Here is a 23359-nt window from a genome sequence, read left to right on the forward strand (position 1 = left end):
GCAGTGTCATGTTTTGACTAATCATGTATTGACTCTCGTATTCTCTTCGATTTGACCCTCTCTGCTGTTTTTCATATGCTTGACTTACTGAACAGGAAACCGAAAGGAAGGCCGGTGACAAATGATGCAGCTCAGCATTCTTGATCAGGTTCCAATATCAAAAGGCTCAGATGCGTATTCAGCTTTGAAGCATTCTGCAGAGCTGGCGGAGCTAGCGGATCAATGGGGGTACAAAAGGTATTGGTTTGCCGAGCATCACAGCACACGCGGACTTGCCAGCACCGCTCCCGAAATCATGATCGCACACATTGCAGCAAAGACTGCGAACATCCGCGTCGGTTCGGGCGGCGTTCTGCTGCCTCAATACAGTCCCTTTAAAGTGGCTGAAAGCTTTCGGCAGCTTGAAGCCCTTTATCCCGGGAGGATTGACCTAGGGATCGGCCGCTCTCCGGGAGGCACAACCAAAACGAGGCTGGCGCTGACAGACGGGGTTCATAAAAGTCTGCACGAATTCCCGAGACAGCTTCAAGACTTGTTGGATTTTCTGACTGATTCCGTTCCTTCCGGACATGATTATTTCGGAATCAAAGCGTCCCCTTTGACGGATTCGCCGCCGGAAGTGTGGCTTTTAGGGCTGGGAGAAAACAGCGCGAAATTGGCCGGTGACATGGGAGCGGGATACGTATTCGGGCATTTCATCAATTCCGCAAGAGGGAGGAACGCCTTTCAATCATACCGTGAAAGCTTTAGGCCTTCTCCTTTCTTTAAACACCCCCAATCTTTGGCAGCCATTTTCGTCGTATGTGCGGAATCCGATGAAAAAGCTGAGGAGCTCTGCTTGAGCCAGGATTTATGGCTTCTCAGGGTTGAAAAAGGCCTGGACAGTCTTGTCCCAAGCATTGAGGAGGCGAAATCGGCCGCTTACACCGCTGCCGATAAAAGGAAGCTTGCCCAAAACCGCAGCCGCATGGTGATCGGGTCTCCTCAAACAGTCAAAAGAAAACTGCTCGAGCTCTCTGAACGATATCAAACAGATGAGTTTATGATTTTGACTAACGTCTACCGGTTTGAAGATAAGAAGCAGTCTTACGAAAGACTGGCAGAGTTATTTTGATCAAAAAACATCCCTTTTCAAAATCCGTTGAAAAGGGATGTTTTTGTTAAAACGTATTATAGACATTCTCACACTCTTCTGCTGTCGGCTCATAAAAACAATGCGATTTAAAGCGGCCGACATGCGGCTGATCATACCACTGTGCGGGACACGCCCCCGCCGGTCTGAAATACCACAAACTGAACTTTGCCGGCCAAAGCCGCTCTCCGTTAATCGCCCTGCGCGCCAAGCGCTTTTCACTTTCCCGTGCCCTTTGATAGAAATAACCGTGCGTCACGGCTTCAAAGGCATGCGGCTGATGGATCATCTGCGGAATGGTGCGAAGTCCCACAAAGTCGGAACAGTTTGCCCTGATGCGGTTGATTCCGACATTTCCGACCATAAGCATTCCTTGCACGCCTTCGCCTTCAGCCTCCGCTCTCAAAAGTCTGGCCAAAAGAGCGATATCTTTAGAAGAAGCCTGAACCACTGCCATTTTAGTCACCCCCATGATGTCGTCACCTTTATCATATTCTGTTTCATTTAGGTGATGACGATTTCGGGATTTATCTTTGACACTCCCCATAAAAGAAAGCTATTCTTCTATTATCAGAATTGAGAAAAAACAAATGAGAACGGAGGGATCACGAAATGTCAGCAGTGAAGAGCCCTGAATGGGTATACAAACGATTAATGGAAAAACCGGATCAAACGGTTATTGTCGATGTAAGGTTTGATTTGACAAAACCGGAAGAAGGCCGGAAAGCGTACACGAAAGGCCATCTGCCTGGAGCCGTTTACATGGATTTAAAAGAGGATCTGTCGCGCAAGGTGGAAGAGCACGGCGGCAGACACCCGCTTCAAGCCCCTGACCTTCTGGCCGCAAAGCTTGGGAAAATCGGCATTGACCGGCAAACAGTTGTCGTTGTCTATGATGACAGCGGCGGCATGTTTGCGGCACGCTTTTGGTGGCAGCTTCACTACCTCGGGCATGACAGCGTCTATATTATGGATGGGGGTCTGTCCAATTGGATCAAATCGGGCTATGAGATGACCGCCGAGGTTCTCCGTCCTATCCAGCGCGAATTTAAGCCGGCGCTCAGAGAAAACGAACTGCTTGATGCCGGAGAAGTGCTGAAGCGAATCGGCAGAAAAGGCTCCATCCTGATCGATGCGCGTGCCCCTTCCAGATACACCGGGGAAACCGAGCCTCTCGATCACCGGGCCGGCCATATTCCCGGTGCCAAAAACTTTTTTTGGAAAGACAATCTGACCGAAAGCGGATTATGGAAAAGCAAAGAACAGCTCAGACAGCACTATGCTGTTTTGGAGCCGGGCAGTGAAATCGTCGTCTATTGCGGATCGGGCGTATCAGCCTGCCCGAATGTGCTCGGCCTAAAAGAAGCCGGATTTGAAAATGTGAAGCTGTATGCCGGCAGCTGGAGCGATTGGATCAGCTACCCCGACCATCCGATCTCCACTGGAACCGAGGACGACGTCTGATCTTACAAGAGGCGGCGGCCGGGGGCTTTTGCGCCTCAGCCAGCCGCCGTTCATTACATGTTTTTGCTCATAAACGCCTTTCCGTCATGGGCATCGATAAAGTATGGGTATACCGGCCGGTAGACAAGCCTGTAGAAGTCATCCTTTTCCCGACTGTAATCCCTTTCCCATTGCAGCTTCACATCAAATGACGATGCAAAAACGGTTTTCGCTTCTTCCTCTGAAATGGATGGCGAAGGACTCAGATCGGCCAGCGCTTCCGGCTCGATTTCCGGACCGTGATAACCGACGACCCTGCCGGTTGTCCGATTAACACTGATATTGGCAGAGCCAAGCCTTAACGGCACCCCTTTGTATTGAAGATCAAATTGAAAAAAAGCGTTTGGCCTGTCCCCGTCATTTTCCGCCGGATGCATTCGAAAAAGCTGATCAGCGTCCGGATAAAGCTTGTACAAAAATTGCAGCGCCCGTTTCAAGCAGTCTTCCCCGCTCAAGGCAAGAGAGCCTTCCGATTTGATGAAAGAAGCTATTCCTTTGAGCTTCCCCGTTTTTTTGTCTTTCATAATTTTCAACGTATTTTGGTTCCATGTTTCAAAGTAGCCGGCTATACTCCGGTCTCTCGGCTGAGGGTCGTTTCCCAGGCGCCATACCGTTCCAGTTGACTCTCCCATATCGGTTTCACGGATTTTCCGCATCAAACGAGTAAAGCCAATCATATCATCGATATCAGCATGACGGTCATCCTCAGGCAGCAAAGGGAGCGGCAATGTTTCCTCCTCATCCTCGTCATCCGCCGCAGGCTTCATATGGCGTTTTTCCGTGATATCGGCGGGATAGCTGAAAAATGGCAAGTCAGCTTCGTAAATGAGATGCGGGCGATCATCTCCCCCTTCATAAAGTTCACTGCGGATTTTTTCGACCGCCAATTCGAATTGAATATGTTTAAGATAATCGGCTGTCACCGATTGTTTATCAGCGATCTGCTTTGGAATGGAGAAAGAGCTCGTTCCGCCGTTATAGCGAAACTCCATCACCTCTCCGTTCTTGGCGACCCGGACATAAAAGCCCGTTTGCGGAAGCGGCAGCTCAAGGACAGTCTGGACATACGTAAAACGGACGAATTGTTCTGTTTCCCTCTTTTCATGGAAAACGAATTCATGTGACGCATTCGGGTAATGCTGTTCTGTAAACTGAAGGGCGATTTGCAGCAGCCTTTCCTCCGGAAGAGATTCCTCGACCACCGGTTCATACTCTTTTGTCAAACTGATTAAGCGGCCGTGATGATCTAACTCCACCGAAATGTCCCGCTCCGGCTCTTCAACGTCCTGCCAGGCGAAAAAAGCCCGGCTCTCTTTTTCGTACTTTTCTCCGTAATCTTCGATCATGAGCTGATAATGTGAGGGAACCTTACTGATGGATTGCGCTTTTTGTTTTAACTGTTCACGAACCAAATCCTGTCTACCTCTCTTTCATTTTCTTCTCCTTATGTATACGAAATATACCATTAATCGTTTCATGAAAATTGAGATAATTGGATTTAACTGGTGAACTTACATGGCGATTTTAACCTGACACTAAAGTATCTCATTCCTGTTGGTACGCCTTCCATCTCAAAAATACCTTTGCGGATCAGCTCTAAAATACGGTACTCGATATATTCATCTCCGATGTTTTCCTCCAGATGGCCAATGACCTCGCCGACCAGGCGGGGACAGTTGATAAAGGTTTTGGCTGAACGGTTTTTTTGAAGCTGTGCCAGCTTGCCGATTATGAACGAATCATAAAAATCCTCCTTCACGCTTTTGATTCTACCGTCATCCCATACTCGTAACACGCTTGTCTGCTGAGACAGCGCTGTCCATTCCTCTGCAAGGCGCCGTCTTTCAGCGGCTATCAAAGCCGCCTGATCCCCTTGTTCATAAATGAATCTCAGTTTTTCATCATGCAATTCACCAGAACTTCGGGTATGGGGAAAGTACTTCGACGTATTCAGATGGAAAACAGCAAGGTTCATTTGCCGAAGGATATAGTGTACAAACCTCAGGCCCGTTTGTTCATGTGCATGATCACCCGTCCACATAAAGACGGAGGCTTGCTCATGAATACGGCTTAATGCAGAAACCGCATCTTCAAAACGGCTGTATATCTCTCCAAGCTCGTGAAATCGGTCATTCAGATGCGTTTTCAGCCATTGATAACGATTGACCCTGCCTTCTTTGACTTCCAGCTTTTGAAGCGGCCCGATGGAAAATAATTCAGGAAGAACGATCAGACTCTTTTCCTGGATTCCTCCCAACTGTTTGAGCATCATGTTTATACTGCCGCCAGCAGACTCGCCGAAGGCAATGTGAACGACATTGTTTTGCATGATAATCTCCTTTTTATTTAAAGTTGTGATAGCATTAAAGCTATTAAACTCATCTTTTTAACTATTATATACAAAAACAGGATATAAAAGGTGACACAATGAAAAAGCCCCCATTCCGCCATTCGAAAAAGGGCAGAACGGGAGCTGAAAAAAACAGGCTTTTCTATTCCAGCTGTGATGGATACAGCGTCATGCCGCCGTCAACGAACAAAGTCGCGCCCGTTACATAGGCGGCTTCTTTCGACACAAGCCATGCCGCTGCGGAAGCCACTTGTTCAGGCTCGCCAAATTCGTTCATCGGTATCTTTTTCAGCTGTGCCGACTTGCGGCTTCCCTCCAAGTCTTCATTGCTTTCGGTCGCAATCGTTCCCGGCGCGATCGCGTTGACGCGGATTCCTTTGTCCGCGTAGTCAAGGGCAAGCGTTTCTGTTAACAGCTTCATTCCGCCTTTTGAAGCGGAGTAATGAACATTTTTCGGTCTCGGGATTTGCTGATGAACGCTCGATATATTGAGTATGCTTCCTTTCTTGTGGCGGTCCGCCATATATCTTAAGGCTTCCCGTGCGCCGAGAAACGCACCGGTTAAATTAACGTCGATCACTTTCTGCCATTCATCAAGCTCAAGTTCGTGCGGGAAGGCGCCTGCGCCGTTAAATCCTGAATTATTGACCATGACATCAAGTGAACCAAAGTGTTCAACTGCTGAATTAATCAGCTTTTTCACGTCCTCTTCAGAAGACACGTCAGCTTCTACCGCAAGCGCGTTTCCACCCGCTGCTTGAATATTGTCGACGGCTTCCCGTGCGCCTCCGGGATCGCTGTGATAATTGACAACCACATTCATCTTTTCTTTTCCAAACCTTTCTGCAACCGCCTTGCCTATACCTTTTGAAGAACCGGTCACAATTGCTGTTTTTCCTTTTAAATCACTATACAACCTAAACCCCCCTCAATTTCTTTTCTTCATGTACATTACCCGGTATCAATATGATCAAACAAAATGTTAACACACGCCTTTAGTATGATCTTTTTTAAACATATGGAAAATTCAGAATTATTTTGTTAATATCTAACTTGTACTTACAACAAAATAAGGAAGTGATACGATTTGGTTAGTAAAAAGAGTGTTAAACGAGGTTTGATCACAGGTCTCATTGGTATTTCTATTTATTCTTTAGGTATCCACCCGGCCCAAGCCGCACCATCGCCTCATACTCCTGTTTCAAGCGATCCTTCATACAAAGCGGAAACATCGGTTACTTATGACCCAAACATTAAGAGCGATCAATACGGCTTGTATTCAAAAGCATTTACAGGCACCGGCAAAGTGAATGAAACAAAAGAAAAAGCGGAAAAAAAGTCACCCGCCAAAGCTCCTTACAGCATTAAATCGGTGATTGGTTCTGATGATCGGACAAGGGTGACCAACACAACAGCATATCCGTACAGAGCGATCGTTCATATTTCAAGCAGCATCGGTTCGTGCACCGGATGGATGATCGGTCCGAAAACCGTCGCAACAGCCGGGCACTGTATCTATGACACATCAAGCGGTTCATTTGCGGGTACAGCCACTGTCTCGCCGGGACGGAACGGGACAAGCTATCCTTACGGCTCTGTTAAATCAACGCGCTACTTTATTCCGTCAGGATGGAGAAGCGGGAACACCAACTACGATTACGGTGCAATTGAACTAAGCGAACCGATCGGCAATACTGTCGGATACTTCGGATACTCGTACACCACTTCATCACTTGTCGGGACAACTGTTACCATCAGCGGCTATCCAGGCGATAAAACAACAGGCACACAATGGCAGCATTCAGGACCGATTGCCATCTCCGAAACGTATAAATTGCAGTATGCAATGGACACGTACGGAGGACAAAGCGGTTCACCGGTATTCGAACAAAGCAGTTCAAGAACGAACTGCAGCGGTCCATGCTCGCTTGCCGTACACACAAATGGAGTATACGGCGGCTCTTCGTACAACAGAGGCACCCGGATTACAAAAGAGGTGTTCGACAATTTGACCAACTGGAAAAACAGCGCCCAATAACACACGAAGACAGCCCGCTTCCTTTTGGAACGGGCTGTCACATCTAACTGCTGCATACTTAATTTCCTTTAAGCCTGTACTTTTTGCCATCTATTGATATCGTGAAATTTGAAGGACCGCTGATCGGCAAATAATAGACAAGCTGAAACTCCGCTGTCTCGCCCGGTTTAATGGTCTTCCAGCTTGATAGAGTCACTCTGATACGGTGATAATCTCCTGTCAGTCCCCCAATGTTCGGTCCCCTATGCCCTTTAGAAATCACTTCAACCTGATCGCCGCTCCAGCTTCCAAACCGAGGGGAAGTGGATGTCGGCACATCAAATTCGATAACAGAACCTCCCGTAATCGTGTCATCGCTGTTATTGATCAGCTTCATTACCGGGTGGATCGGGTAATTTTGATCTCCTAACGGAAAGTTCGTCAACTCTATGTCTACATCCAGTGATTCATCAGGCAAAGGCGATGTGCTGAGCCGATTATCATATGGTGTTGTATCTGAGAATTTGTGATATAGCGTTCTCGTTAAGGTATTGCCGATATCGTATTCTCCTTTATTGCCGTTTCGTTCGGGATACCAGTCATAATCACCGCTCAAATCCCAAAACATGACACCCCCGATTCCTTTATCAACGACATAATCAGCCTTCGTTTTGATCGATTCCTCATCTTCTGTCGATAGAAACACTTTCTTTTCTGGATTCCAAAGCCAAGGCGCTGCCAGCCCTGCGTCATAATGCCTTTTATAAGCGCCTGTCAAATCAGCCTTGCTCAATCCATACCTTTCCAAATAAGAACCGGCAATGCCCTTTTCAAGGTTTTTGGCGTGCCACATCGGGTTTGTCCCTGCTCCAATTTCATTCCCCTGTTCATCTTTATCGTGCCAAATATTATCGATTCCGGTTGCTCCGTCACCGCATTGCCTGAGTCCCTGAGGACAATCTGTACTTTTGGCTCTTCCCCACAGCCCGTTTACTCCGCCGTTCACATTCTTCCAGCCTCTCGTATAATAAGGAACACCGATATTGATTCGCCCCGATTCTACTGCCCCTCTAAAATAATGGTAAGCCCAGTCCGTATTTAAATATCCGATCCCTTCGTATTCCGGCGTAGTATAAATGTTGGCCTGCTTGAGTTCGGCATCTTCGCCGTTATCGAATAAAGAAGCGTTCGGTCCGACAAACTCATTCCAGGCTCCATGAAGATCGTAGGACATGATATTGACATAATCGACATATCGAAGCGGCTTAAACGTTTCCATCCCCCTTAGTAGATATGCCGATGATGGCGCTGCAATGGTCAGCATGTAGTACTTTCTATCTTCAGCGGACGCTTGATCAAGCTTTTCTCTTAATATTTTCATCAATGCCTCAAAGCTTTTATTTAACCCCTTGCGCCGTGGATTGGCGGTGTTCCAATCTGCCGGATTCCCTGCATCCTGCATCGATGTAGGGTACTCATAGTCAATATCGATTCCATCGATCTCATATTTTCTGAGAAACGCAACGACCGATTCTGCAAAGGTGTGAATACCCTTGTGGTTTACAGATCCGTCTTCATTCGTTGTCATCGAGTAAAAGCCGCCGCTTGGAATTCGCTTCCCGTCCTTGTCAACATAACCGCCGGTTTCGGCCCAACCGCCGACAGCCGCCAACACTTTTACATCCGGGTATTTCTCTTTATATTGATGAATAACGTTAAAATGCCCCTTATACGGCAAGGTTTGATCCATTTTTACATCGGGATGCTCCGGCCAGGTCATCCCGATAGACGGGTTGTTCTCATCTGTCTCATCTCCGACTGAAATCCGATGATCTTCCCCGATGTGGGCAAACGCATAATTAATGTGACTCAAGTACTTCCAGGGGATATCGTTTACTAAATAACGATCTTGATTGCCTTTTCCTGTACGCCAGCTCGTAAAGTACCCGATGATTCTCCGATCTAACTGATTGGCTAGCTTTTCACGGCCTTCCTGGTCGTATACATCGCAATACGGCACATGTTCAACGCCTGAGTCCCAAAGCCCTTCCGGACGGCAGTCCGGTTTTTCGTTTGAAGTCTCTGCGGAAATGTGCCCGTTCGGGATAAAAAGCGCGAGGAGCAGCATACAGGATAAAAAAGATGAAGCGGCTATCTTCATGTTTATTCAGACTCCTTTGTCCATAAAGAGAGACGTGAGAAGCTTTTTCCCAAATCTCTCTTTACCGTTTTCTATCCATTGGACTTTCTCTTATTCGCAGCCTCCGATCAGCCGCCATACGCCCCATTCACCGGATTGATCCGGCCGGTCGCCTTTCGTCCACCATTTCGCTTCATACACTTTTCCGTTAAATGCAACCCGCTCTCCGCCTGTGTATGCGTTCGTCTCTTTCCATTCGTCATATGAACATGCTTGGTCAGAATTTGTCGTGACCTCTACCGTTGGTCCGGTATGGAGCTCTCCATTCGAATCCTTTGCTGAAACTGTAAATGAGTAGGCCGTACCCGGCTTCAAGCCGCCGATCTCCGCTGATGTTTCTTTTACAGATATCGACCGGTTTTCAAATTTCACGACATATTCCACAATGTTTGCTCCGCTGCTTGGCGCATCCCACGCCAGGCTGACACTTGTAGCAGTTTTTCCGGTTACACGCACATTCGCAGGTGCCGATGAAGGCGGCTCAGGATTGCCTCCATCCGGTGCAAAATCTAAATCGGCTGCCAATTTATTGAGAAGCGTCCGATTGGAATCGCCGCTGAAATCCCAGAACATCGCTCCGCTTAATCCGTTTGCTTTAATAAAATCCGTTTTGTGGCCGAATGATTGTTCATCATCATAAGTAATGAAATTGCCATTTTCCGGATTATACAAAAACGGCACTTTCGCTTGATCGTTCCAATACCTTTTATAGCCGTTTTGATTCACATAGTTCTTTTCAAGATCTGAATAATCGAATACTCCCTTTTCCCATGTCCCTTCTTTAGCCGGTCCGCACTTCTGATATTCTCCGTGTCCGTCGGATTCACAACCGCTCCAGCCTCTTCCGTAGAACGGTGTTCCAAGCACTAATTTGTCGGCCTTGACACCGGCTTCCTTATAGCGTTTCACAGTGTTTTCAATGTTGTAGGTCTCAGCGTTTGGGACGCCTGCTTCTTTCGCTTTTGAATCATAGAACAGCGGTGCATTATGGGCGCTTATGTTTTGCCATCCCCCATTAAAGTCATAGGTCATAATGTTAATCCAATCCACAGTTTGAGCAATTTTATCGAGCTCAGTGTTGCTTACATAATCGGGACTTGCGCCGGATGCGATCGTCAGCAAGTATTCCTTGCCGTCTTTTGCTTCTGCAGCGTCGAGTTTTTTGCGCACCTCTTGCAAGAGCAGCGTGTAATTTCTTTTATCTTCCGGACGTGTGCTGTTCCCCGGCAATCCTCCGCTGACCGGATATTCCCAGTCAAGATCGACCCCGTCAAACCCGTATTTCCTTAAAAACTCAACGGCCGAAGCGGCGAAATTCTCCCTTGCCGCAGGATCTGCCGCGACATCTGAAAAGCGGTTAGACCAAGTCCACCCGCCGACCGATATGAACGTTTTCAAATGAGGGTGGCTCTTTTTCAGCTTCAACAATTGTTTAAAGTTGCCGCGGATCGGTTCATCCCAGACATCCCCAGGATTTGACTTTTGTGCATCAATCCAAGGATCGCCCATCACGATTGTTCCATTTGGCGCGTCGATCACTCCGTTTTCATCCTGACATGACCACGTTTGAGGATTGGGGCCTGTCGGATCAGGGTTCCCATGCCTTCCCTCCCAGCAAATATCAGCAAAAGCATAATTAATGTGGCTGACTTTCGAAACGTCCATATCCCAAACTTGAAAATCCCTTCCATAAGCACCCCATGATGGATAGTAGCCGATGATTTTATAGTTTTTTCCGGAATCGGCTTTTGCAACTTCCCCATTCACAAATGACAGGCTCAGCAACATAACAAAAATGAAAGAAAAAACGAAAAACTTTTTGCTTTTGTTGATCAACACGATTTTCATCTCCTTTTCATGCAATTTTTTTGGCAAGCCATGAAACTAGAACTCTCTTTTTCCTCACCGCCTTTTTTGCTGGTTTTATATTTTTCCTTGTCATCTAATAGCTGCAGATACGCTGAAGCTAACAAGGGAAAACGCTTACAAAAGTGAGATTGACATCGTGATTTCAGAAAGAGCTGGTTGTACAGAGAGTGAAACAAGTATAGATGTCTATACATTTGTGTATAAAAGAAGACTTTTTAGTGGTGAAGGGCTCACAAAATTTGTAATGACAAATCTATATTAATCAGAATTTTCTGAACTGTCAACATAAAGAAATTGATGAAACCCGCCGCTTTCTATCCCATTTCAAGTCTTATTTGCAGGCGAAAAGCCACGGAATAGAAGCGGCGCCTCTTTCATAGACAGGCGTAAGACGTAAGGCGAATATCCGGACATTGTTGCAAAGCCGCTTTGAGAGAAGGTTCCGTCAGTAGTGAAAGTTCATATGCCCGAGGATAATGGAAGGACGATTTCTCAAGCAGACATTTATCGACGTAAGCCGGATGGCACATCACTTCAATCACTGCTGCGTCTTGATAGTCATTAAAGAAGCTCGATAGATCCTTCAATCGGTCGACTTTCAGCTCAAAAACATCGTTCGATCTTACACCCTTCCATAGTGAAGGCTGGTCATGATTGACCTTTCTGCAAGGCAGGTCATACTCTTTTGCAAGCTCTACATACACCTCAGGGAGATTTCCGTATGTATGAATATGATGATGGCTGTCGATATGTGTCGGATTTAAACCGCAGGACAAGGCCTTCTCTATTTGCGCTTTCCACTCTCGATATACTTCCTCAAGGTCAATGTCGAAGAAACCCTGGTAGTTCAAAAGCTTGCGAAAATTCCCTTCCTCATCTGTTATCGTACACAGTCCGCCAAGAATCGGACGCCCGGCCGTCAATGTCAAGTGGACGCCGACTCCGAGTTCACGATTTTGCCGTGCGAGTTCAACGGCATGCTCCGCTTCTTGCATATTGACCATAAGCGTAGTCGATGTGAGCACTCCGTGCTGGAAAGCTTCAATGATTCCAAGGTTGACTCCCCTTGAAAATCCAAAATCATCCGCATTTATGATTAGAGATTTCACCCTTTCATTTCCCCCTTTGTCCATAATCACGTTCAATGAAGAACTCAACACGGTCACCGCGAAAATAGGCCATAGAATACTCGACGACTTCTTCAGACGCCAAAAATGTTTGCGTCGATATCTGGAAGCAAGGTGTGCCTTGTGTAATATTTAAATGTTGTGCGATCTCCTCATCAGAAATCACAATTTTGATTTGTTCTTCTGTTCTTTTAATGTTGTTTCCTTGCCTGCTGATGCACTGGTAAAGTGAGATATTCGCCATTTCTTCCGTTACTTCGGGGACAAGATCCGCTCTGATATAGGCGGTTTCAAACTGGATTTCTTCATCGTCTGCATAACGGATTCTTTTTACTTGATAGACCATTTGTTCAGCATCGATTCCGAGGCGGGTTTGGATTTTTTCAGACGGCTTTATTTTTTGCAAATCAACAACTTTGATTTTCGGTTTAAAGCCTTGAGCATTCAATTGTTCTGCATAGCGGAGGCTGCTGGAGCTTAAGATCTGCTTTACTTTTCCTTTGGCGACAAATGTCCCTTTTCCCTGCTTTCGGTAAATAGCCCCTTCCATAAGCAAATGATTCAATGCGGTCCGCAGCGTCGTCCGGCTGACATCATACATTTTGCAAAACTCGGACTCCGTCGGCAACAGGCTGCCCGGCGGATAATAACCGCTTTCAATCTTATCTACAATATCTTGTTTAATTTGACTGTGGAGCTGTGGTTGTTTCGCCATACATTTTCTCCTTTGGGGTGAGTTCGTAATTATAGAATAACACAAAAAGTTTCCCAAAAAAACAATTTGTTATAACAAATATGTATGGACAAATTTGTTATAACATGTTAAGTTTCAATTGTGTTAAGCGCTTTCATAAAAAGAGAGTTAAGGAGGGGGATTATGGCGCTGAAAGTAGTTGTTATAGGCGGAGGATCCAGCTACACACCAGAAATCATTGAAGGCATCATCAAACGGCATCATCAATTTCCGGTGAATGAGATTGTACTTGTTGATATCGAGGAGGGCAAAGAAAAACTTCGCATCGTCTCAGAGCTTGCGAAGCGAATGATCAGACATGCGGGGGTACCCATCGAACTGAGCCATACAATAGATCGGGCAAAAGCATTGAAAGGCGCCGATTTCGTCACGGTTCAAATCAGAGTCGGCGGACTGAAGGCGAGAGCTTTAGACGAAAAAATTCCGCTCAGCCACGGTCTGATCGGCCAGGAAACAAACGGGGCGGGCGGCATGTTTAAAGCTTTGCGCACCATTCCCTTTATGCTGGATATCGCCCGCGATATCAAAGAGATTTGTCCAGAAGCATGGCTGATTAACTTTACCAATCCGGCCGGCATCGTGACGGAAGCTTTGCTGAAGCACGGACCTCATCAAAAGGTCGTCGGGGTATGCAATATTCCTTACAACATGAAAAATAGCATCGCAGAAATATTCGCCGTGGATGTGAGCCGCGTCATGATTGAATTCGCGGGCCTCAACCATTTTGTTTTTGGAAAAAGAGTATGGATCGACGGGATCGACCGGACGGAAGAGACGATTGAGCATCTGTTGAATAATCATTTCGGCTACTCGCCTTCCAATATTGCGGCGCTGCCGTGGAATCGCCAATTTTTGCGGTCGTTACGCATGCTTCCGAGCCCGTATCATCAGTACTATTATCAACATGAAGATGCGCTCGCGAAAGATATCGAAGCGTACAATAACAAAGGGACGCGCGCAGAAACCGTCATGGAAGTGGAGCGGCAGCTGTTTGAGAAATACAAAGACGCCGAGATCCATGAGAAACCTAAAGAACTGGAAGGCCGCGGCGGGGCTTACTATAGTGAATCAGCCTGCTCATTAATGAACTCGCTTTATCATCATTCAATGGATGTTCAGACCGTGAACACACTGAATAAAGGAAGCATACCAGACCTTCCCGATGATGCGGTGATCGAAGTCAACAGTGTCATTACAAAAAGCGGACCGATTCCTCTGACCGTCGGAAAACTGCCCGATGCCATCAGCGGGCCGATCATCCTGATGAAAAAATTTGAACAATTAGTGATTGAAGCTGCGGTCACCGGCGATTACAATACGGCATACTCAGCGATGATTACCAATCCATTGGTATCTTCTGATCACAAAGCTCAAAAGGTACTGGATGAAATGCTCGAGGCTCATAAACGTTATCTCCCGCAATTTTTTGAGGAGGTCCGTGCTCATGAAACAAAATAAAATGATGGCATTCATCGAATCAAACATCATGCCGATCGCCGGAAGGATCGGTTCCCAAAGGCACCTGATTGCAATACGCGACGGATTCATCGCCATTATGCCTCTTATCATCATCGGTTCCCTCGCCATCCTGGTCAATAATTTTCCAATACCGGCGTTTCAAAATTTTATGACCGGTCTTTTCGGCGAGGGATGGACGGCTGTCGGCGGAGCGATATGGAATGGCTCTTTTGCTCTGTTGAGCCTTTTAGCCGTTGCGGCAGTCAGCTTCAAGCTGGCCGAGTCATATCACACAGATGGTCTGTCTGCCGCATTAATCGGGATTGGCGCATTCGCTGTGCTTACGCCGACCACTGAAGACTTTGGCTTCTCAATGACTTGGCTGGGAGCCCAAGGCCTGTTCGTCGGCTTAATCGTGGCTTTGCTGTCAACAGAAGTCTTCCGGCTGTTTTCCCAAAATGAGAAATTGAAAATCAAAATGCCTGAAGGGGTGCCTGACGGCGTCACAAAATCCTTGAATGCTCTATTGCCGGCTGCCGTCATCTTATCCACTGCCGGGCTATGTAATGCTCTGATCGTTCACTTTTCGGGGCAAAGCATCCATGAGCTTGTTTTCAGCACGATTCAAGAGCCTCTTCAAGGCCTTTCCAACACGGTTGGGTCAGCCTTGATTTTTACTTTCTTGAATCATTTACTCTGGTTCTTTGGATTGCATGGAACAAACATCCTGGGCCCGATCATGGAATCCGTCTACCTCCCGCTCATTCAGGAAAATCAACACTTATTCTCGCAAGGAATGAGCGCTTTTGATGTGCCGTATATTGTGACAAAGCCTTTCTTCGATTCTTACGTATTTATGGGGGGATCTGGAACAACATTGGCCCTGCTTGCCGGCATTTTAATTGCCGTAAAATCGAAGCACTACAAAACGATAGGAAAGGTATCTCTTGCACCCGGCCTTTTTAATATCAATGAACCCGTTCTGTTCGGCCTTCCTATTGTATTAAATCCGATCATGTTCATTCCGTTTATCTTGATTCCATTAATTTTGACGATTACGTCATATATCGCTTTGGTTTCCGGTCTCGTCCCGAAAACTGTGGCGATCCTTCCGTGGACGACGCCGCCGATTGTCAGCGGATATCTCGTCACCGGGGGATCAGTCCGGGGGGTATTTTTGCAAATCTTCAACCTGGTGCTGGCCACCCTGCTCTACCTCCCGTTTATAAAAGCGGCAGAACGTTCCGCCTTGCACCAGACAGAAAACGAATAAATAAGGAGTGAATGTTATGGCAGATACACTTCAATTGGAACAGGTCTCATTTGAAATCATCCTTCACGCCGGAAATGCGCGTTCTTCTGCAATGGAAGCGTTACAGCTTGTGAAACATCACGAATGGGAAACCGGGTATCAAAAGATACAAGAAGCAGAGTCGGAGCTGAGCCAAGCGCATCAGGCACAAACCCGCCTCCTGCAAAAAGAAGCACAAGGGGAAGGCCTTTCACCCAATCTATTATTAATCCATGCGCAGGACCATTTAATGACAGCCATGACTGTAAAAGATTTGGCGAAAGAAATGATTCATTTATATCAAGAGCTTGGGAAAGGAAGAGGAGAATGAAGATCGCACTTGTATGTTCAGCCGGAATGTCTACGAGTATATTGGTGAAAAAAATGAGGGAAGAAGCGAAAAGCCGTTCATTGAAGGCCGAAATTAATGCGTATGCGGAGGCAGATTTGCCCAGCCATCTGGAGGAAATTGATGTGATACTGATTGGTCCGCAGGTCCGGTATTTAAAAGGGCAAATGACAGAGCGTGCCGAGCCGTATCATACGCCCGTGGCCGTCATTGACCAAATGGCCTATGGAATGATGGACGGAGCAAAAGTGCTGAATCAAGCAATCAGTCTTGCAACCTGATCCTCCTGCAAAGAACCGCGTTTTCTTTGAAAACGGGTTCTTTTTTATATTTGAAGTTTAAAAGAATGATTTTTTGAAAGCGTTTGTTTTTGTATAATAATTGGTAAAGGATGTGATCATACATGATTTCCTCACAAGTGAGATCCCAGCTGATTGAGATTGTCAGCTCTGCCAATTATGACGATTCGAACGCCGGACGGCTCGTCTATTCCTATGATGCGACACCCCAGTTTCAATCAATGCCTGACGCGGTCATTGCCCCGCGCAGCAAAGAAGAAGTATCGCAAATCGTGAAAATCTGCAACACGCACCGCATTCCGATTGTGCCGAGAGGTTCAGGTACTAACCTTTGTGCCGGCACATGCCCGACTGATGGGGGAATTGTCCTCCTGTTTAAGCACATGAATCAAATTTTAGAAATCGATGAAGAAAATTTAACGATAACCGTTCAGCCTGGCGTGATCACGCTTGATTTAATTCACGCCGCTGAAGAAAAGGGATTATTTTATCCGCCCGATCCGAGCTCAATGAAGATCTCGACAATCGGCGGAAATATCAACGAAAACTCAGGCGGCCTCCGCGGCTTGAAATACGGAGTGACCCGCGATTATGTCATGGCGCTGGAAATCGTTCTTGCAAACGGGGACATCATCCGCACCGGCGGCAAGCTGGCCAAAGATGTTGCCGGCTATGATTTGACGCGCCTGTTCGTCGGTTCTGAAGGAACGCTCGGCATCATCACTGAAGCAACATTAAAACTCATCCCGGCACCCGAAACAAAAAAAACCGTCCTCGCTCTCTATCAAGATATCGACTCTGCAGCCCAAACTGTTTCAAATATTATCGCACACAAAATCATTCCGACGACACTCGAATTTCTTGATCAACCCACGATTCAGGTGATCGAAGACTTTGCGAAAATCGGCCTTCCCGTCCATGCCAAAGCGGTTCTCCTGATCGAACAGGACGGCATCGAAGAAGCAGTTCGCCGTGACATTGCCGTGATTGAAGAGATATGCAAAAAAGGAAATGCTGTGTCCGTTCAAACTGCGCAAACAGAATCTGAAGCAGAAAACCTTCGGGAGGCCCGCCGCACCGCACTTTCGGCTTTAGCTCGTTTAAAGCCGACGACCATTCTGGAGGATGCCACGGTACCGCGCTCTGAAATTGCCGAAATGGTAAAGGCGATTAATACGATCGCCGAAAAGCACCAAATATCGATTTGTACATTCGGGCACGCAGGCGACGGCAACCTTCATCCGACATGTACGACAGATGTCAGAAACAGTGAAGAAATGAAACGGGTCGAACAGGCTTTTGAAGACATCTTTAAAAAAGCGGTTGAACTGGGAGGAACAATCACCGGAGAACACGGGGTCGGCGAAATGAAAGCCCCCTATTTGGAACTGAAGCTGGGCAAAGCGGGAATCGCCGCCATGAAGGCGGTAAAACAGGCATTGGATCCAAACAACATCATGAATCCCGGGAAGATATTTGCGAAAGACTTCCGCAAGCGGGTGGTGGTGACAAGATGACGACAGCTAACGAAAGAAAGGTCATTGAACAGCAATTTAAACAAAGAATGGATGAAGAAGAGCTGCTGAATTGCATGCGCTGCGGCTTCTGTCTGCCGTCATGCCCCACCTATATCGAATCCGGTTTTCAAGAAAGCCATTCGCCGCGCGGACGCATCGCACTCATGAAAGCGGTCGTCGACGGGACGATCGAACCTGATGAGGATGTGGAACGGTCACTGGAGCTTTGCCTCGGCTGCCGCGCGTGTGAACCTGTATGTCCGTCAGGCGTAAACTACGGACGCTTGCTTGAAGAAGCGAGGGATATTATTCAGCAGAACAAAAAGCACGCCTTTCCGGTTAAAGTGCTTCGCCGCGCGGTGTTCAAAGGGCTTTTCCCCCATTCAAACAGAATCAGGGCGCTTGCCGGAATGCTCGGCGTTTATCAGCGTTCCGGCATGCAAAACGTGATTCGCAAATCGGGCTTGCTGCGGCTTTTGCCGGACCATCTCGCGAAAATGGAGGCGGTTTTGCCGAAAGTTCCCAATATGAAGCAGCTGAAAAAACGGCCGCACCTGCTCCCTGCGATCGGGGAGAGAAAAAAAAGGGCCGCCTTTTTCTCAGGCTGCCTCATGGATACGTTGTTTTTAGATACGAATATGGCAACCATCAAGCTGCTGCGGCTGGCTGGCTGTGAGATCACGATTCCCGAACAGCAGACCTGCTGCGGCGCCCTCCACGGACACAGCGGCGAAAAGTCTGAGGCCATCCTGCTCGCAAAGCGAAATATTCAGGCATTCGAGGATTCAAACGCGGACTTTATTGTGACAAATGCAGGCGGATGCGGAGCATTTTTAAAGGAATATGATCATCTCCTGAAAGATGACTCTGAATGGCGGGTACGGGCAGCATCTTTCACACGGAAACTGAAAGACTTTTCTTCCGTCCTATTGGAACTGAACTTTGATCAGCAATCCCTTGAATTGCCGCAGCAAATCGTCACCTACCAAGATTCGTGCCATTTGCGAAATGTCATGAAAACCTCTGCTGAGCCGAGACGCCTTATTCGCAGCATCAAGGGCATTGAATTCAAAGAAATGCAAAATGCTGAAAGCTGCTGTGGATCAGCCGGCATTTATAACATTGTCGAATCCGAAATGTCGATGAAAATTCTCGATACTAAAATGGAAGCAGCAGCAGCGACCCGGGCTGCTACAATCGTTACAGCTAATCCCGGATGTCTGCTGCAAATGAAGCTCGGCATTGAACGAGCAGGGCTTACAGACCAAGTGAGAGCCGTTCATCTGGCGGATTTATTGCTGGAAGCCGTCAAGGAGTGAATAGGCCGGCTCACACGTGTATATTTCTTGGGAAATAAATCGAAATATGTCCTTTGCTGCTATTTCCGGACAGCAGGAAATTCTCCATTCGGCTGGATGAAGCGCAAACCTGTTACATGTCCGGAATCGCCGGCTTCGAATCGGACGCTGAAACCCGGCAGATTTTTGATTTGAAATGTCAACTCACGGTAAGGCTCAAGTTCGTAATCAGGCTGACCGGGCAATGAAACCCAGAGCGTCCGGTTGTTTCTGAGAGACACAACGACATTTGTTCCGTCTTCCAATGCATATTCCCCTGTTAAAGAAGCAAGAAATTCAGGATCGTACAATTGCTGATCCGGCTTCCTGACAAATTCGATTTCTCCAGCGCCTTCCGCCATTTCAAACGGTACGGAAAGGCGGCTGATATGTCCGTGTATATCAGTGCCAAAGGATGCGAGCATCGCCATCTCCGTGAGCGGCATTTTCATCTCGAATATATTGTAATGATAATGCTTCAAAGGCATAACAAACGAATTGAAGAGCGCCTGTAACATACCGTCTTTCAGCTCTATTTTGATTTCTCCGTAGCCGGGGTGCTCGTATACACCTGTGTAGTCCTTCAGGGCATGAGAAGGATTCGTTCCTTCAATTTTGGTAAGATCCGCAGTTCGATCCACCCCTAAAGCGGCTTTCATTATTTTTTCCGCCTCGCCTTTCAGCCGGCCGTTCCAGTCGATCTCTTCCAATCCAAGCAAGCGGTCAAAAATATTGTACGCCAGAACATTTGGAAGAAAGCTGCCGTTCATATTTGTTAAAATGACAATCCCGATTTTTTCATAAGGCATGAAAGCGACAAGCGATGAAAAACCGTCAATATTTCCGCCATGATGAATCATATGGCGACCCCGGTACGGTTCAACAAACCAGCCGAGCCCATAGCTGCAGACCGGAAGTTCCTTCGCTTTAATAATAGAGTCGCAGGAAATGCAAGGCGTATGCAGTTCATGAAGGCTTCCCTCTGATAAAATCCCGCTGAATTTGTCGCTGCCAAGCTGAAGCAGCACCCAATTTGCCATATCCACAGCATTGGAATTAATCGATCCAGCCGGCCCGATCACATCGATATTGCGAAAAGGAATTTTTTCAACCGTTCCGTTTTTCTCTTGATATGGAAAGGCAAAATCGGAAAGCTTTTGCAAATCTTCGACCGAAAAGCTGCTGGATGTCATATGCAAAGGTTTGAAAAGCCGCTCATGAATAAGATCCTCCCATGTCGTCCCCGCTATTCTTCCCGCAAGATAACCGGCCGTCATATACATCAGATTCTGATACTGCCATTTTGATCGAAAATCCTGATTCGGCTCAAGGTAGCGGATCCGTCTGAAAAGCTCCTCCCTTGAGAAGGAGGAATTGTACCACATCATTTCGTGTCTTGGGAGGCCCGAACGATGGCATGCCAGATCACGGGGAGTCGTCCGTTCGGTTGCCACCGGATCATGCATCTTAAACTCCGGGAGATATTCCCTTACCGGCTTGTCCCATTCCATTTCCCCTTCATCAGCCAAAACCGCCATCGCCGCCGTTGTAAATGCCTTGGAGGCGGAACCGATCGCAAATACCGTTTCCGGGTTCACCTTTAATTTCCGCTCTTTATCCCTGAATCCAAACCCTTCCGCCATGATGATCTCGTCTTCCTTAATGACTGCAACTGCGGCTCCGGGAACGTTCCACTCTTTCATTTTTTCCGAGGCAAATGCCCGAAAACCTTTTAATTCCTTTAAGGGCTGTCTCATCTTACTCTCCTCTCTTGATCTAAGAGTCTTATGCCTGTTCATGGTGTCCGTATTCCATACGTTTGTTCGCCTGAATGGTTTCATTTAGAAAAAAATTTGTATATTTATTCATGAATTCCAAAAGATAGGTATAAGGCTGAAAATGTCTAAAAAACAAGGAGGATTGTTCAATGTTTGGATTTATTTGGTCATTGATCATCGGCGGAATTTTAGGCTGGCTGGCCGGCCTCATTATCAGACGTGATGTACCCGGAGGAATCATTGGAAATATTATTGCGGGATTTATCGGTTCATGGCTCGGCTCCATGATTTTGGGACGCTGGGGTCCGATGATCGGCGGATTTAATATCATACCGGCCTTGATCGGGGCGATCATTTTGATCTTCATCGTCAGCCTCGTCATGAGAAGCATGGGCGGACGAAACCGCAATGCTCAATAAGCGGACGATTTGCGACGGTTTCTTCAGAAGCCGTCGTTTTTTATTTCATTCTGCTGCCGTCTTTTATATAATTAATTAGAAACACGAAATATTTTCAAGGGGAGGCTGTACATTGGAAAAAGTGGCAGAAAAAAGACCGAAGCGCTCTGAGGTGCCGCAGGAACTGACTTGGAATCTTACTGATTTATTTTATTCTTATGAAGCTTGGGAAGACGCACTTGTAAAAATTGAGGAAGATCTCATATCCATCGGCTCTTTTAAAGGAAGGCTTCACGAAGGAGCTGACGTGTTGCTCGATTGTTTAATCCTGCAGGAGAAACTACTAGAGCGTCTAGTCCGGGCCGCCGCCTATACTCACCTCAGAAAGTCCGAAGATTTGACAAACCCCGTCAACCAAGCTGACGCTTCAAGGATGGCCGCGCTGCGAGCAAAACTAAACGCCGGGCTTTCATTTATCCAATCGGAAATTCTCGAATTCCCTGAAAATCAAGTGGAGACGTACATAAAAAGCGAGAAAGGACTGGAGCCTTTCAGCAAAATGCTGATGGAGATAATAGAGCGCAAGCCGTATAAACTTGCTCCCGAAACAGAGAAAGCGTTAGCCGTTTTAGGCGAAGTACATGATGCACCGTACAAAATTTTCGGGATGGCGAAGCTTGCGGATATGCAATTTTCTTCGATTCAGGATCGGAACGGCAATGAGCTGGCTAATTCGTTCGCGTTATATGAAGGAAAATACATGTTCTCTCCTGATACGCATATTCGCAGAACCGCATTTGATTCCTTTACAAATACCCTGCAAACATACAAAAACACCATCGCCGCCATCTATGAAACAGAAGTCAAAAAACAGGTCAGTATGTCAAGGCTGCGCGGATATGAATCCGTCACCCATATGCTTCTTCAGCCGCAAAGCGTCACGCTCGAAATGTACCACAACCAGCTTGATGTGATTAAAAACGAACTTGCACCTCATATGCGCAAGTATGCCGCCTTGAAAAAACGCGTATTAGACCTTGACGAGATGCGCTTCTGCGATTTGCAGGCTCCGCTCGATCACGACTTCAGTCCAAAGACGACTTTCGAACAGGCCGGCCGCATGATCTTGGACGCTTTACAAGTGATGGGAACGGAGTACGCGGAAGTCATGGAGACCGCCTTGACTGAGCGGTGGATTGATCTCGCTGACAATATCGGCAAATCTACGGGCGCGTTTTGTTCAAGCCCGTACGGGGTGCATCCTTTCATTTTGATGACATGGACGGATACGATGCGGGATGCCTTTACACTTGCCCATGAACTCGGTCATGCCGGCCATTTCTACTTCGCAAACCGCAAACAGCGCATCATGAACGTCAGACCGTCCCTATATTTCATTGAAGCGCCTTCTACAATGAACGAAGTGCTTCTCGCCCAGCATTTGTTTTCCAAAACAAATGACCCGAAAATGAAGCGCTGGGTCATCAACCAGCTGATGGGCACGTATTACCATAATTTCGTCACCCATCTGCTTGAAGGGGAATATCAGCGGAGAGTCTACGAACTTGCCGAACAGGGGTGTGCACTTACCGCCTCCGTACTGTCTGAACAAACCACCGCCGTACTGTCCGAATTCTGGGGCAGCGGAGTAAAGCTTGATGAAGGAGCAGGTTTAACATGGATGCGACAGCCACACTATTACATGGGGTTATATCCTTACACCTATTCAGCCGGGCTGACAGCATCGACGATCGTCTCGCAGCAGATCAAAGAAGAAGGACGCCCTGCCGTCGACAGATGGCTGAACGTTTTAAAAGCAGGCGGTACAATGAAGCCGCTGGACCTGTTGAAACACGCCGGTGTTGACATGTCGACGGATCAACCGGTCCGCCAGGCTGTGGCGTATGTCGGAACATTGGTTGACGAGCTTGAAAAACTGTACGATACAAAAGAAGACCGGCCTGATTAACAGCCGGTCTT

The 23359-nt window shown here is 47.1% G+C and carries 20 protein-coding genes; 11 read left to right on the top strand and 9 right to left on the bottom strand.

The window, feature by feature from the left end; genetic code table 11:
* The first annotated feature begins 121 nt into the window (after positions 1-121).
* The gene (locus H2R00_RS13275) at positions 122-1114 is read left to right on the top strand and encodes an LLM class flavin-dependent oxidoreductase (protein ID WP_244958236.1); all 993 of its coding nucleotides are present in this window, start codon (positions 122-124) and stop codon (positions 1112-1114) included.
* A 46-nt stretch (positions 1115-1160) separates the two neighbouring features.
* Here H2R00_RS13275 and H2R00_RS13280 read toward each other — a convergent pair whose 3' ends face one another.
* Positions 1161-1589, bottom strand: coding sequence for a cell wall hydrolase (locus H2R00_RS13280; RefSeq protein WP_154998105.1), 429 nt, complete (start codon positions 1587-1589; stop codon positions 1161-1163).
* A 155-nt stretch (positions 1590-1744) separates the two neighbouring features.
* On the opposite strand from H2R00_RS13280, the gene H2R00_RS13285 reads away from it, so the two are divergent.
* Positions 1745-2596, top strand: a complete 852-nt coding sequence (locus tag H2R00_RS13285; protein WP_182069393.1) for a sulfurtransferase — start codon at positions 1745-1747, stop codon at positions 2594-2596.
* A gap of 53 nt (positions 2597-2649) precedes the next feature.
* On the opposite strand, the gene H2R00_RS13290 is transcribed toward H2R00_RS13285, so the two are convergent.
* From H2R00_RS13290 to H2R00_RS13300, 3 genes are all read right to left on the bottom strand, one after another.
* A complete protein-coding gene (locus H2R00_RS13290) occupies positions 2650-4047 on the bottom strand; it encodes a YcdB/YcdC domain-containing protein (protein WP_154998074.1) in 1398 nt (465 codons plus the stop codon).
* Positions 4048-4133: 86 nt separating this feature from the next.
* Positions 4134-4964, bottom strand: coding sequence for a DUF1835 domain-containing protein (locus H2R00_RS13295; protein ID WP_182069395.1), 831 nt, complete (start codon positions 4962-4964; stop codon positions 4134-4136).
* A 163-nt stretch (positions 4965-5127) separates the two neighbouring features.
* Positions 5128-5901, bottom strand: coding sequence for a glucose 1-dehydrogenase (locus tag H2R00_RS13300; RefSeq protein ID WP_182069397.1), 774 nt, complete (start codon positions 5899-5901; stop codon positions 5128-5130).
* Between the two features lie 171 nt (positions 5902-6072).
* On the opposite strand from H2R00_RS13300, the gene H2R00_RS13305 reads away from it, so the two are divergent.
* A complete protein-coding gene (locus H2R00_RS13305; protein ID WP_154998068.1) occupies positions 6073-7023 on the top strand; it encodes a trypsin-like serine peptidase in 951 nt (316 codons plus the stop codon).
* A 58-nt stretch (positions 7024-7081) separates the two neighbouring features.
* Here H2R00_RS13305 and H2R00_RS13310 read toward each other — a convergent pair whose 3' ends face one another.
* From H2R00_RS13310 to H2R00_RS13325, 4 genes are all read right to left on the bottom strand, one after another.
* Entirely contained in the window at positions 7082-9163 is a 2082-nt protein-coding gene (locus H2R00_RS13310) for a glycosyl hydrolase family 18 protein (protein WP_182069399.1), read from the bottom strand.
* Positions 9164-9253: 90 nt separating this feature from the next.
* Positions 9254-11050 (bottom strand): glycosyl hydrolase family 18 protein, encoded by a 1797-nt coding sequence (locus H2R00_RS13315; protein WP_412055651.1) that lies wholly within the window; start codon positions 11048-11050, stop codon positions 9254-9256.
* Positions 11051-11445: 395 nt separating this feature from the next.
* Positions 11446-12180 (bottom strand): chitin disaccharide deacetylase, encoded by a 735-nt coding sequence (chbG, locus tag H2R00_RS13320; RefSeq protein WP_182069401.1) that lies wholly within the window; start codon positions 12178-12180, stop codon positions 11446-11448.
* Between the two features lie 4 nt (positions 12181-12184).
* Positions 12185-12913, bottom strand: coding sequence for a GntR family transcriptional regulator (locus H2R00_RS13325; RefSeq protein WP_154998060.1), 729 nt, complete (start codon positions 12911-12913; stop codon positions 12185-12187).
* 162 nt (positions 12914-13075) lie between these two features.
* Here H2R00_RS13325 and H2R00_RS13330 point away from each other — a divergent pair, with 162 nt between their 5' ends.
* The 6 genes from H2R00_RS13330 (at position 13076) to H2R00_RS13355 (ending at position 19185) form a co-directional block, all read left to right on the top strand.
* On the top strand, positions 13076-14410 hold the full coding sequence (locus tag H2R00_RS13330) for a 6-phospho-beta-glucosidase (protein ID WP_154998058.1): 1335 nt from the start codon (positions 13076-13078) through the stop codon (positions 14408-14410).
* A complete protein-coding gene (gene celB / locus H2R00_RS13335) occupies positions 14397-15683 on the top strand; it encodes a PTS cellobiose transporter subunit IIC (RefSeq protein WP_182069403.1) in 1287 nt (428 codons plus the stop codon). The genes H2R00_RS13330 and celB overlap by 14 nt, the downstream gene beginning before the upstream one ends.
* A gap of 16 nt (positions 15684-15699) precedes the next feature.
* Complete coding sequence (locus tag H2R00_RS13340) at positions 15700-16032, top strand: PTS sugar transporter subunit IIA (protein WP_154998054.1); 333 nt, start codon at positions 15700-15702, stop codon at positions 16030-16032.
* The gene (locus H2R00_RS13345; RefSeq protein ID WP_154998052.1) at positions 16029-16331 is read left to right on the top strand and encodes a PTS sugar transporter subunit IIB; all 303 of its coding nucleotides are present in this window, start codon (positions 16029-16031) and stop codon (positions 16329-16331) included. Before H2R00_RS13340 ends, H2R00_RS13345 begins: the two co-directional genes overlap by 4 nt.
* 122 nt (positions 16332-16453) lie before the next feature.
* Positions 16454-17866, top strand: coding sequence for a glycolate oxidase subunit GlcD (gene glcD, locus H2R00_RS13350; protein WP_182069405.1), 1413 nt, complete (start codon positions 16454-16456; stop codon positions 17864-17866).
* A complete protein-coding gene (locus H2R00_RS13355) occupies positions 17863-19185 on the top strand; it encodes a (Fe-S)-binding protein (protein ID WP_182069407.1) in 1323 nt (440 codons plus the stop codon). Before glcD ends, H2R00_RS13355 begins: the two co-directional genes overlap by 4 nt.
* 59 nt (positions 19186-19244) lie before the next feature.
* Here the strand turns inward: H2R00_RS13355 and H2R00_RS13360 are convergent, their stop codons facing one another.
* Positions 19245-20960 carry a serine hydrolase gene (locus tag H2R00_RS13360; protein ID WP_182069409.1) on the bottom strand — a complete coding sequence of 572 codons (1716 nt, stop codon included), beginning with the start codon at positions 20958-20960 and terminating at the stop codon, positions 19245-19247.
* 170 nt (positions 20961-21130) lie between these two features.
* On the opposite strand from H2R00_RS13360, the gene H2R00_RS13365 reads away from it, so the two are divergent.
* Both H2R00_RS13365 and pepF read left to right on the top strand, forming a co-directional pair.
* On the top strand, positions 21131-21400 hold the full coding sequence (locus H2R00_RS13365; protein WP_017474015.1) for a GlsB/YeaQ/YmgE family stress response membrane protein: 270 nt from the start codon (positions 21131-21133) through the stop codon (positions 21398-21400).
* A 112-nt stretch (positions 21401-21512) separates the two neighbouring features.
* Positions 21513-23348, top strand: a complete 1836-nt coding sequence (pepF, locus tag H2R00_RS13370) for an oligoendopeptidase F (protein ID WP_182069411.1) — start codon at positions 21513-21515, stop codon at positions 23346-23348.
* The last annotated feature ends 11 nt before the right edge of the window (positions 23349-23359 follow it).

The sequence above is a fragment of the Bacillus haynesii genome (assembly GCF_014042035.1).
In the GTDB taxonomy this organism is placed as follows: domain Bacteria; phylum Bacillota; class Bacilli; order Bacillales; family Bacillaceae; genus Bacillus; species Bacillus haynesii.